6 protein-coding genes and 2 pseudogenes are annotated in these 11,809 nt (G+C 74.1%); 4 read left to right on the top strand and 4 right to left on the bottom strand.

Going from position 1 to position 11,809, the window contains the following annotated elements; all coding sequences use genetic code 11:
* Nucleotides 1-16 precede the first annotated feature (16 nt).
* Both SRB17_RS03525 and SRB17_RS03520 read left to right on the top strand, forming a co-directional pair.
* Nucleotides 17-1,504 (top strand): acyl-CoA synthetase, encoded by a 1,488-nt coding sequence (locus SRB17_RS03525; RefSeq protein ID WP_323374915.1) that lies wholly within the window; start codon nucleotides 17-19, stop codon nucleotides 1,502-1,504.
* Complete coding sequence (locus tag SRB17_RS03520) at nucleotides 1,497-2,825, top strand: carboxyl transferase domain-containing protein (protein ID WP_194293888.1); 1,329 nt, start codon at nucleotides 1,497-1,499, stop codon at nucleotides 2,823-2,825. Before SRB17_RS03525 ends, SRB17_RS03520 begins: the two co-directional genes overlap by 8 nt.
* Nucleotides 2,826-2,909: 84 nt before the next feature.
* Here SRB17_RS03520 and SRB17_RS03515 read toward each other — a convergent pair whose 3' ends face one another.
* Nucleotides 2,910-6,578, bottom strand: coding sequence for a S8 family serine peptidase (locus tag SRB17_RS03515; RefSeq protein ID WP_153534462.1), 3,669 nt, complete (start codon nucleotides 6,576-6,578; stop codon nucleotides 2,910-2,912).
* 1,080 nt (nucleotides 6,579-7,658) lie between these two features.
* On the opposite strand from SRB17_RS03515, the gene SRB17_RS03510 reads away from it, so the two are divergent.
* Entirely contained in the window at nucleotides 7,659-8,696 is a 1,038-nt protein-coding gene (locus tag SRB17_RS03510; RefSeq protein ID WP_323374914.1) for a rod shape-determining protein, read from the top strand.
* Nucleotides 8,697-8,760: 64 nt separating this feature from the next.
* Here the strand turns inward: SRB17_RS03510 and SRB17_RS03505 are convergent.
* A pseudogene (locus SRB17_RS03505) lies at nucleotides 8,761-9,048 on the bottom strand (YbhB/YbcL family Raf kinase inhibitor-like protein); the annotation flags it as partial.
* Nucleotides 9,049-9,104: 56 nt separating this feature from the next.
* A pseudogene (locus tag SRB17_RS03500) lies at nucleotides 9,105-9,479 on the bottom strand (MFS transporter); the annotation flags it as partial.
* Nucleotides 9,480-9,505: 26 nt separating this feature from the next.
* On the opposite strand from SRB17_RS03500, the gene SRB17_RS03495 reads away from it, so the two are divergent.
* Nucleotides 9,506-9,859: a LysR substrate-binding domain-containing protein gene (locus tag SRB17_RS03495; RefSeq protein WP_323374913.1), complete on the top strand. Its 354-nt coding sequence runs from the start codon at nucleotides 9,506-9,508 to the stop codon at nucleotides 9,857-9,859.
* 151 nt (nucleotides 9,860-10,010) lie between these two features.
* Here SRB17_RS03495 and SRB17_RS03490 read toward each other — a convergent pair whose 3' ends face one another.
* Nucleotides 10,011-11,552 carry a serine/threonine-protein kinase gene (locus SRB17_RS03490; RefSeq protein WP_323374912.1) on the bottom strand — a complete coding sequence of 514 codons (1,542 nt, stop codon included), beginning with the start codon at nucleotides 11,550-11,552 and terminating at the stop codon, nucleotides 10,011-10,013.
* Between the last annotated feature and the right edge of the window lie 257 nt (nucleotides 11,553-11,809).

The raw sequence follows: 11,809 nt of genomic DNA, 5'->3' as shown, positions 1-11,809 counted from the left end.
GTGAGGAGTGCGCCGCGTGTCCTCCCTCTTCCCCGCTCTGACGGACGGTCCGGGCGAGCGCAGCGAGACGGGGGTCCCCCCGGACGAAGTCTGGGGGAGGATCGCCCTGCGGTTCGGCGAACGGTCGGCGACGTACGGCGAGCTGGCCGGGGCCGCCGGTGCGCTCGCCGCCCGGCTGCGCGGTGCCGGCCGGGTGGCCGTGTGGGCCACGCCGGAGCTGGAGACCGCCGTCGCCGTGACGGGCGTGCTGCTCGCCGGGGCGGCCGCGGTGCCGCTGAACCCGAGGTCGGGCGAGAAGGAACTCGCGCACATCGTCTCCGACAGCGCGCCGAGGCTGGTGCTGGCCGCGCCGGGCGCCGAACTCCCCGATGCACTGGGCGCGTTGGAGCGGGTCGACGTGGACGCGTCCGCCGGGCCCGGCGCCGTACCGGACGAGACGGCCGGCGACGAGGACGCGGCGCTGATCGTCTACACCTCCGGCACCACGGGCCCGCCCAAGGGTGCCGTCCTGCCCCGCCGGGCCCTCGCCGGCACGCTGGACGCGCTCGCCGACGCCTGGCAGTGGACGGCGGACGACGTGCTGGTGCAGGGGCTGCCGCTGTTCCATGTGCACGGGCTCGTGCTGGGCATCCTCGGTCCGCTGCGGCGGGGCGGCAGCGTCCGGCACCTGGGGCGGTTCTCCACCGAGGGCGTGGCACGGGAGCTGAACGCAGGCGCGACCATGCTGTTCGGGGTGCCGACGATGTACCACCGCATCGCCGAGGCGCTGCCGGGCGACCCGGAGCTGGCCGAGGCCCTCGGGCGGGCGCGGCTGCTGGTCTCCGGCTCGGCCGCGCTGCCCGTGCACGACCACGAGCGGATCGCGGCGGCGACCGGGCGGCGGGTGATCGAGCGGTACGGCATGACGGAGACGCTGATGAACACCAGCGTGCGGGCCGACGGCGAGCCGCGCGCGGGCACCGTGGGCGTGCCGCTGCCCGGTGTCGAGCTGCGGCTGGTGGAGGAGGACGGGACGCCGATCACCGCGTACGACGGGGAGAGCGTCGGCGAGATCCAGGTGCGCGGACCGAACCTGTTCACCGAGTATCTGAACCGGCCCGACGCCACGGCCGCCGCGTTCACCGCCGACGGGTTCTTCCGCACCGGCGACATGGCCGTCCGCGAGCCCGACGGCTATGTGCGGATCGTCGGGCGCAAGGCCACGGATCTGATCAAGAGCGGCGGGTACAAGATCGGGGCCGGCGAGATCGAGAACGCGCTGCTGGAGCACCCGGGCGTGCGGGAGGCGGCCGTCACCGGGGAGCCGGACGCGGACCTGGGCGAGCGGATCGTCGCCTGGATCGTCCCGGCGGATCCTCAGGCACCGCCCGCCGCCGAGGAGTTGGCGGACCATGTCGCCCGGCGCCTCGCCCCGCACAAGCGCCCCCGTGTCGTCCGCTACCTGGACGCCCTGCCCCGCAACGACATGGGCAAGATCATGAAGCGGGCGCTGGCCGATGTCTGAACGCCACTCGGCCCGGGAGATCCTGGCCGTGGTCACGGACGCGGGAAGCTTCAGCGAGCTGCCCTCTCCAGCGGGCAGACCGAAGCCGGACGGCCCCCTCGGCTGGCAGGGTTACGACGCCTCGCGCGCCCGTGCCGCCGAACGCACCGGCGAGGAGGAGTCGGTGGTCTGCGGCACCGCGAGCGTCGAGGGCACCCCGGCCGTGCTGATCGCCTTCGAGTTCGGCTTCCTGGGCGGCTCCCTGGGCGAGCGCACCGGAGACCGGCTGGAGGCGGCGTACACCCACGCCCGCGCACACCGGCTGCCGGTCGTGCCGTTGATCGCGACCGGGGGCAGCCGGATGCAGGAGGGCATGCTCGCGCTGAGCCAACTCCAGCGCGTGGCCCGGCAGTCGGCGCTCACCCGGGAGGCCGGCCTGCCGCAGATCGCGGTGCTGCGGGACCCGACGACCGGCGGCGGCTGGGCCACGCTCGGCGCCGGAGCGGACGTCGTCCTGGCCCTGCCGGGCGCGCAGGTCGGCTTCGCCGGCTCCCGGGTCCGCCCGCCCGACGCCGACCCGGCGGCCTACACCGCCGAAGGCCAGGTGGCCGTGGGGTCGGCGGACGCGGTGGTACGGCCCGAGGAACTGCGGGAGACGCTGGGGCAGTGGCTCCGGCTGCTCACCACCCCCGCGCAGGAGGCTCCCGCACCGGCGGCCCTCGGCGCCCCCGACCTGCCCGCCACCGGCTGGGAGGCCGTCCGCCGGGCACGCTCCGCCGAACGCCCGCGCGCGCAGGCCTACCTGGACGCCTGCTTCACCCACCGCCGCGACATCAGCGGGGACCGGTGCGGGGGTACCGACACCGACGGCATGCTGTGCGGGTTCGGCGAGCGTGACGGCCGTACCGTCGCGTTCGCCGCGCAGACCGGAACCGCGACCCGGCCCGCCGGGTACCGCACCGCCGCCCGGCTGATCCGGCTCGCGGACCGGCTCGACATCCCGGTGCTGACGCTGGTGGACACTCCGGGCGCGGCCAATGACGCCGAGGCGGAGCGGCAGGGGGCCGGCGCGGCGATCGCGGAGCTGTTCGGGGCGGTGGCGTCCGCCCGGGTCCCGATCACCACGCTCGTCATCGGCGAGGGCGGCTCCGGTGGAGCCCTGGCGCTGTCCGCACCGGACAACACCTGGGCCACGCCGGACAGTTACTTCTCCGTGATCACCCCGGAGCAGGCGGCCGCCATACTCAAACGGCCGCCCGACCAGGTCGAGACCACCGCCGAGCAGCTACGGATCCGGCCGCAGGATCTGGTGGAGCTGGGGGTGATCCGGGGCATCGTCTGAGCGCCCCGAAGGGGCGCGGGGAACTGCGCGACCGGCCACGACGGACCCGCGGCCGAGCCACGACCGTCCCGCGCCCCCGGAGCGCTACTTCACCCCCACCGCCCGGATGATCTCCTGCGTCACCGACCCGCCCTTGTCGTCGTGGGCCGAGGCCCGCAGCGAGACGGAGGCCGCACCACGCGGCACGGTCAGCGTGCCGCGCCAGGAGGCACCCGCACCCTTGAGCGAAACGGTCCGCCACGTGCTGCCGTCGTCGTACGACACCTCCAGCCGCCCCCCGCTCAACGTGCCGGTCCCCGCGGCCTGCGCCACGTACGACGCCCCGAGCCCCACCGGAATCCGCTGGCCACCCCGCACGGTCCCCGCAAGGTCGGTGTCGACGTCGTACGCGAGGTTGATCAGCGGCAGATAGGTCCAGTGGTCCTCCGGAGTCGCAGCCGACCGGAACGTCCACGCGGAGTGCCCCCGCGAGCCCAGCGGCCAGCGCCCCGCGTCGAGCGCGGTGTCGGTGACGACCTTGTACGTGTGCTCGTCGGCGGGCGCTTCCCAGACGTACGCGGCGGAGTCATGGCCCTGGTCGACGAGCGTGCCGTCCAGGTAGACGGCGGTGGTCTGGCTCATGCCGCTGTCCGCGCTCCACACGTCGCCGAACCCGGTGTGGTCGGGCCCGGAGTCGCCCCAGCCGGGGGTGTTCAACTCGATCTGGTTCCCGATGCGTTGCTGTCCCCAGCCGAGCCCGGTGCCGAGCCACGGGTGCCACACGGGCCGGAACCAGTTCAGCACCGGATGCGATCCGCCCTCGTACCGCACCAGTCCGCTACGCTCCTCCAGGGTGCCGTCGCCGATCGCCACGGACTCGTGCCACAGCTGGCCGGGTCCGGTGGAGACGTAGTCGGTGCGCTCGCCCGGCAGGTGGAGGCGCTCCTGGAAACCGAGGCCGATCGGGAAGGTGTCGGTCAGGGAGTAGCGGTACTCGCCCCCGCTCACCGGCTGCGGTGAGTGGAACCTGACGTGAACCGCGGCCAGTTGATGCGTGGTCGGCCGGTAGGTGAGGTCGCGGTCGGGGACCGTGCCCCGGTGGCCCTCGGACAGGTCGTACACGTACGGCGAGTCGGCCGTGCCGGTCATGTCGACCGAGCGCATCGCGCGCAACCGGGCCGCGTCCGCCGTGTTCACCGTGGCGATCTGCAGCGGCCGGTCGGCGTTGTCCTCGGTGCCCCACCAGGCCATCAGCCGGCCGGGTGCGTCGTCCGTCACGAACAGCGCCCTGGCGCCGGCGTCCTGGGCGGCCTGGGCGAGCGCGGCCGGGTCGGCGCCGTCGGCGAGATGCACGAGCACCGCCTTGCCGGAGACCCCGGTGAAGGGGCCGTCGCCGACGTCGACGAGCGGCAGCCTGGTCCGGCCCTCGGCCAGCGTGCCACCGGACTGGACGGTCGCCTCGCCGACCCCCTTGACCTGCAACTGTGGCTCGGCCAGCCGCCACACGGTCCGGCACTCGAAGCCGCCATGGGTGACCTTGCCCGTGGGCGCGGCGAAGACACTGTCATAGGTGAGGGGCACCTGGACCGCGCCGAAGAGGTCGGCGCCGTTCGCCTGCCGGTCGTACTCCATGAGGAGTTGGTGGGTCTCGGTGCGCCGGTCCACCTGGGCCTTGATCTCCCGCAGCCGCCGTCCGTCCAGGGTGACGTCCTGGTCGTGGTCGAGGGTGATCTCGGGTGCCGCGAGGAAACCGAGGCCGAGGGAGTCGGCGCCGTGGCTGCCGTGCACGTCGAGGAAGGTGGCGAGGGAGTACGTGCCGGGCTTCAGGCGCAGCCGGAGCGTGCCGGAGTCGCCGACGTGGGCGGGCTCGGCGTCCTCGCCCGCCGTGAGCCGCTGCACGGTGAGGTCGGCGGCGGTGGGCGCGCCGGAGCGGTCCTTGACGTGGACCGTGAGGGTGTACCGCTCCTCCTCCTTGACCAGTCCGAACGCGGTGTGCGCGACGGTGTTCCCGGCCTGGTCCCGGGCCACGATCTGCCCGCTGGTCTCACCGACCGGCGCCTTGGATCCGTCGCCGGTGACCGTGGTGGACGCGGTGCCGTGGGCCGGGACGGTGAGGGAGGTGTCGGCGAGGGTGGCGACTCCGTCCGGGGCGCCGGTCACGGACAGCTTCAACTGCACGGGCTCGTCGGACGAGTTGGTGTAGGCGACCGTCCGGGTGACCGGCCTGTCCTGGTCGTACGGCCAGCTGTAGAAGCCGAGGTCCGCGCTGCCGGTGGCCGTGACCTTCGCCCTGACGGCGTCCGGCACACTGACCCGTCCGGCACCCAGCAGGTAGCCGGACGCGTCCAGTTGCTTCGAGCTGGACATCAGCGCGTCCTTCAACTGGGCGCCGGTCCAGTCGGGGTGCTCCTGGGCGAGCAGGGCGGCGACCCCGGCGACGTGCGGGGTCGCCATGGACGTACCGCTCAGGGAGGTGTAGTAGCCGCTGCCGTCGATGAGCTGGGAGCGGGCGGCGAGGATGTCGACGCCGGGGGCTGATATGTCCGGCTTGAGAGCGTTGTCACCATAGCGGGGTCCGGCGCTGGTGAAGTAGGCCGCCTGGTCGGCGGAGTCGACCGCGCCGACGGTGAGGGCGGCGTCGGCGGCGCCGGGCGAGCCGATGGAGGACGGGGCGCCGGTGTTGCCCGCGGCGATGACGAAGAGCGCGCCGGTCTCCTGGGAGAGGGTGTCCACGGCCTGGGCCATGGGGTCCGTGCCGTCGCTGGCCTCCGTCGAGCCCAGGCTCATGGAGACGATCCGGGCGTGCACGTCCCGTGCCGCCCACTCCATCCCGGCGATGATCTGCGACTCGCTGCCCGAGCCCTGGTCGCTGAGCACCTTGCCCACGGCGAGGGTGGCCTCGGGTGCGACTCCCTTCTCCTTGCCGTCGGAGGCGGCGCCGCTGCCGCCGACGGTGGAGGTCACATGCGTCCCGTGCCCGTTGCGGTCGGCGACCTCCTCGCCGTCGATGAAGCTCTTGGTGGTGCTGACCCGGTCCTTGAGATCCGGGTGGCCGAGGTCGACCCCGGTGTCGAGGACGGCGACCGTGACGCCCTTGCCGGTGAGCCCCGCGTCCCAGGCCGTCTGCGTGCCGATCTGGGCGTTGCTCTCGGCCATGTCGGCCTTCACCCTGCCGTCCAGCCAGACCTTGGCGACGCCGTCGCGGTGCGTGAACGACCGCCAGAAGGTGCGCCCCTTGCCGGCCTCGACCGCGGCGCCACGCAGACTGGGCAGGTTCCGCTTCCGCTCGGTCCCCGCCGGGGTCGCGGCCCGCGCACCCTTGCCATAGGCCACGATGAGCGGCGTCGCGTCCGCCTTGGCGTCGCTCAGCCCCTGCCGGATCAGCCCGCTCACGTCGAACAGCCGCCGGTCCAGCGTCCCGGCCCGCAGATACGGCAGCGCCTCGTCCGGTACGACGCTGATCTCGCCGTCGCTCGCTTGCGTCCGCACGGCTCCGGTGGCCCCCTTGGGCCGCTGCACCGTGACCGTCTTCTTCCCGTGCCCGAGGTCGGTGACGGTCACCTTGTCGCCGGTGACGAGGGTGACGGTGGTGGGGGCGGCGGAGCGGGGGGCGGTGGCGCCGGGAGCGATGGCGCCGGGAGCGGTGGCGCTGGGAGCTGCGGAGTCTGGAACGGGGGTTCTCGGGGCGGCGGCGGCCGGGCCGTTCGGCAGCAGGGCACCCAACAGCCCCACCGCCACCAGGGCCGCCGAGCGTCTGACTGGTCCTGTGGTCATCCACGCCTCTTCTCGTGTGGGTTCGAGCGTGTCGCGTGCTGGGACGAGTGTCATGTGCCGTGTGTTGCAGGGGCGTTGACCGTCGGCGGCGGGAATGCGTCGTGGCGGCTTCCCGCCAGGGTGAAGGAGCTGCGTGTCAGTTGCGGTACGCCGCAGGGGATTTGGCTGTGCGGCGAGCACGCGGGCGTGACGAAGCCTGAATTCAGGGCGAGGTTGTGGCCGGGGTTCGGGGTGAGGGCGTGACCGGAGTTCGGGGTGAGGGCGTGACCGGCGTTCGGGGTGACGGTGACTGCGGCGGCCGGTGCGGTGATCGCCGAGGGGCGCGGCGGAGGGGCGGAGGGGCGGCTGATGATCGCCCAGGGGCGCGACAGAGGGCGGTTGGTGGTCAGACCGGGCTGGGCGTCAGGGGCGGCCGGGCCGGAGCCCACGCCTGGGTGTTGATCGGTGCCACCTGGCACGCCCTGCTCGAGTGCGGGGGCACGATGGCCGGGGCGGGCTTCCTGGTCACCCCCACCGAACGGCGGGTGCCTTTTCCACGAGGGCAGGTTGCCCCGCGCCCTCCGGCTCGGGAGGGGAGGTGCCCGGCTGCACGGTCGGCCACGAACCGACGCTGACGCGAGGCCGTGGGTGGGCGAATTCCAGGCGCCCCTGCCTGCCCCGCGGCCCCGGCATGACCGACGGACCCCCGCCACCCCGCAGACCCCCGCCAGCCCCACGGCCCCAGCGCGACCGACGGGCCCTGCCTGACCCGCGGACCCCTGCCAACCCCACCGACCCCAACGCGACCGGCCGACCCCTCCCAGCCCCGCGGAACCCTGCCTGAACTGCCGGCCCCGCCGGCCCCGCACCCCCCAACCGCGCGAACCCGCGCCTGACCCGCCAGCCAGCCCCTGCCAGACCCGTAAACCCCCTCCTGACCACGCGACACACCGACTGCCGCAGGAAACCCCCCGTTCGGCCGCACCCCGCCCGGCCCCCTCCAGAAGGCGCCCGCCACCGGGTCCCGCGCACGATGCAGTGAGAGGAAGACACCCGCCGACCGGGCGGGCGCCCAAGGCCCGTGCACTCGGAGGATCCGCCGTGACCGTCAGTCTGGAGCAGTTGCGCCGCTGCCACTTCGCCGTCGACCTGGGGGCGGCCCGCACCCGGGTGTATGTGAAGGGCGCCGGACTCATCGTCGACCAGCCCTCGGTCGCCGCCGTGAACACCCGTAGCGGCGCGCTCATAGCAGTGGGCGACTTCGCGGAGCAGATGACGGGACGGACGCCGGGGTACATCCGGGTCGTCCGGCCCATCTCCGGCGGCACGGTGGTCGACATCGAGATGGCCCAGCGCATGCTGCGGCAACTGCTCGGCGACAAGACACGCCGTCAACTGCGCCGTAACCTCCGGCTGCGCGCGGCGGCCTGCACCCCGCACGACGCCGATCCGCTGGCCCAGCGCGCGACCATCGAGACGCTGGTCGGGCTGGGGGCCAGGAGGGTCGAGCTGGTGGACACGCTGATCGCCGCCGCGGTGGGTTGCGGGCTGCCGGTGGAGCGCCCCGAGGCCTCGATGATCATGGTGTGCGGGGCCGCCGCCACCCAGGTGGCCGTCCTCTCCCTCGGGTCCATCGTCACCGCCGAGCGGATCCCGGTGGGCGGCGAGGCCGTGGACCACGCGATCGTGCAGCTCCTGCGGCACGATCACGAGCTGATGCTGCCCAGCCAGTCGGTACGGCCGCTGCAACTGGCCCTGTCCGGCAACGGGCTGACCCCCCAGGGCCCGGAGACCACGGAGATCCACGGCCGGGACGTGGCCACCGGGCTGGCCCGCAGCGTGCGCGTCGACACCGCGACCGTGCGGGAGGCGATCCAGACCCCGCTGACCGCCGTCCTCGACGGCATCGGCAAGGTGCTCCGCGACTGCCCGCCCGACCTGGTCGCCGACCTCGCCGACCGCGGGATCACGATGGTCGGCGGCTCGGCACTGCTGCCCGGCTTCGACCAGATGCTGCGGGAGGCCACCGGTATGCCGGTGCACATCGCCGACCGGCCCGACATCTGCGCGGCCGAGGGCCTCGGCGCCATGCTGGAGGGCCGGGTCGAGCCCCTGGTCCTGAACCCGCTGGCCGCCTGAGCCGGGCCGGCAGCACGTGCCGGACGACCCCGTCCCCCCTCTGCGGGCGCCGCGGTGAAGTGGGTCAGGCCGCGTTCGTTGCGGACGGGGCGGCGTACTCGGCGATCAGGTGGGCGCGGGCCAGGGTGTGGAAGCGCAGATGGAAACCGACCACCGCGGGTGAGGCGTCGGGACCGGGGCCGAGCCGCTCCTGGTCCACCGCGTGGACCGTGAACACGTAGCGGTGACGCTCCCCCTCGGGCGGGGCGGCGCCGCCGAAGTCCCGTGTCCCGTAGTCGTTCCGGGCGTGCACGGCTCCCTCGGGGAATGCCGCGGAGCCGCTGGTGCCCGCGCCCCGGGCAAGCTCCATGACGCCCCGGGACGGGGGACTACCCGGGGCGTCGGTCTGTGAGCGTCGGTGACCGCGCGTCAGGCGCTGGGCCTGGCCGTCGCCCTGGCCACCAGCAGCACGGCCAGCAGGCCGATGCCGATGAGGACGTAGCCGGAGGTGGTGAGCGCGCCGAGGGTGCCGAGCACCGCGATGCCCAGCGCCGAGCCCGCCTGCCGGATGCCGTTGAGCGCGCCCTGGCTGGTGGCGGCGTACTCGGGCGGTGCCGAGACGGCCATCGCGGCAGCGGCGCCCGGGATGGACAGGGTTCCGGTGGCGGCGAGCGCCAGCTCGGCGGCGATGATCAGCGGCAGCGGCGGGTGGTGGCCGATGCAGAAGGCCAGCAGCACACCGGCGACGACGGAGGCGGACATGCCGGTCAGCAGGATCGGACGGGGGCCGTAGCGGGCCACGAGCCGACCGGTGACAGTACGACTTCCTGGTGGCCGAGCCCGGGTGCACCTCGGAGATGCTGGTGGACCGCTTCGGCCGTGATCTGCTGGCCGGGGCCCAACTGGCGATGATCCAGGGGTCGTTGTCGGCGCTGCTGCGGCTCACCGGGCACGGGCACGGGGTCTCGCTGCTGCCGGAGCTGGCGGTCACCCGGGAGCTGCAGGAGGGCGAGCTGGTCGAGCTGCGGCTGGCCGAGCGGATCCGCCCGGTCAGCATCGTGGCCCAGTGGCGTCCGCGGCTGGGGCCGGGCGAGCGCACGCTGCACGCCCTGCTCGACGTAGCCCGCCGCGCCGACCCGCTGCCCGAGGTGACCCGCGCGGCACACACGGCGCGGGCTTCCTGATCCTGCGGCGGAAGAACGGTCACACGAGCACAACGACGCCCAGCGGCACCGGAGTTCCCGGGCCGCTGGGCGTTTCGGTCGTTCAGGGCGCGCTCGGCGTCAAAAAACGCACCGGGCGTGGTGACGCCCGGCGGCTGGGTGTGAGCGGTGGTCAGTACGGCAGGATGCGCCCCGAAGGCGTCCTGCGGTCGATCTCCTGGCCGCGCGGGGCGGCGGGCCGACGACTGACACGCACTCTGATCCGACGGTCCATGACGCCCTCCTCCTGCCGGCGCCGCCCCCCGGCGGCTCCCGGTAGGAGGTCCGTGCCCAGCACTGGGCATGCCCAAGCCAAGTACGGGCCAGGTCTTCGCTCCTGAACGGCTGCCGGCCGGCCAGGTGCTGGCCGAGGACGTGGTCGAGGTGGGCGATCCACTCGGCGAGCCGGGCCGGCCGACGGGCGTTCAGCTCGCAGGAGTACACGCCGCCGTCCCACAACTGCACCGTCACCGTGAGCCGGTTGCCGCGTGCCGAGGGCGTACGGCTGACACGGGCGATCTCCGCCCATTCGAAGTCGGCGGCCGCACCGGCGATTTCGAAGAGCACCCCCGGTCGCGTCGACGACGATGCCGGACTCCCGGTCGGCGAGCACGGCCTCCGGTGCGCCGTACGGCATCGGCGGCCCGAACCCGTACGGGACCTGCGGCGGAGCCGCGGACGGCGCGGGCAGCATGTGTGGGGGCGTCGAGGAGGCCGCGGGGAAGTACGAGGGGGTCGAGGGGGTCGAGGGCATGTGCGGGGACGCTGTAGGGGTCGCGGGGAAGTGCGGGGGCGTCCAGGGCGTTGCCGGGATCTGTGGGGGCGTCAAGGGCTGCGCGGGTGCGGCGAGCGTCGGGGTGTGCGACGGGACGGCCGGCTGGGCCGGGTACTGCGGCAGCGCCGTCAGCCGGTCCAGCACCTCGGTGGGCGTCGGCCGGGCCGCGGGATCCGTCGCCAGGCACGCCGACACCAGGTCCACCAGCGCGGCGGGTACGGCGGACACGTTCGGCGGCTCGTGGACGGAGCGGTACATCAGCCCCATCGGCGTGCCCTCGCCCCAGGCGCTGCCGCCTGTCGCGGCGGCCAGGACGGCACCGAGGGCGAACACGTCGGCGGCGCCGGTCACATCGTGGCCGAGGGCCTGCTCGGGAGCGAGGAAGCCGGGCGTGCCGAAGGCGGTGCCGGTGGCGGTGAGGCGGGTGGACTCGACGGCCCGGGCGATTCCGAAGTCGAGGACGCGCGGCCCGTCCTCGGCCATGATGATGTTGCCGGGCTTGATGTCGCGGTGCACCAGACCGCAGGAGTGGATGGACTCCAGCGCCTCGGCGAGCGCGGCGGCCAGCGCCCGCAGCTGCGGCTCGTCCATCGCGCCCTGGGCAGCGAGCCGGGCCGCGAGGCTCGGTCCGGGGATGTAGGTGGTCCAGGCGGTCGCGAGCCACGGCGGCTCACCGTCGACGTCCGCGTCCACCACGGGAGCCGGGTGGAAACCGCCGACCGCACGGGCCGCCTCGACCTCGCTGCGGAGCCGCTCACGGAAGGAGGGGTCCGCCGCCAGCTCCGCCTCGGCGACCTTCGGCGCGACCGCACGACCGCCACGCGTGCGCGCGATAAAGACGGCCCCCATCCCTCCCTCACCGAGCTTCCGCTCAACGAGGTATCCCCCTATGCGTTCCATGCGCGCAGTATGGCGGCCCACAGCGGCCCGTCCGTCCCCTGCGCGGACCGGGGGACTCTGGGTCCGGTGCCAGTCACATGCCGCCCGTCGACGGCATCGAGCCGCTGAGCCCCGGCAGCAGCCGGGGATTGCGGCAGTGCCGAAGGCACACGTTGAGCATGCGCTGCAACTGCGGCTGGACCTTGGGGCGCGGTCTGCGGCGCGGTCGGACGGTATCGCTCTTGGCCGCGAGCTCGTACAGGTGGACCCACTGATCG

It is taken from the genome of Streptomyces sp. RB17, assembly GCF_009604455.1.
In the GTDB taxonomy this organism is placed as follows: domain Bacteria; phylum Actinomycetota; class Actinomycetes; order Streptomycetales; family Streptomycetaceae; genus Streptomyces.
This window is presented reverse-complemented; position numbering and strand designations above follow the sequence as displayed.

Coding starts and splice junctions, on each gene's coding strand:
- SRB17_RS03520 (WP_194293888.1), top strand. CDS start 1,497: ATGTCTGAACGCCACTCGGCCCGGGAGATCCTGGCCGTGGTCACGGAC.
- SRB17_RS03515 (WP_153534462.1), bottom strand. CDS start 6,578: ATGACCACAGGACCAGTCAGACGCTCGGCGGCCCTGGTGGCGGTGGGG.
- SRB17_RS03490 (WP_323374912.1), bottom strand. CDS start 11,552: ATGGAACGCATAGGGGGATACCTCGTTGAGCGGAAGCTCGGTGAGGGA.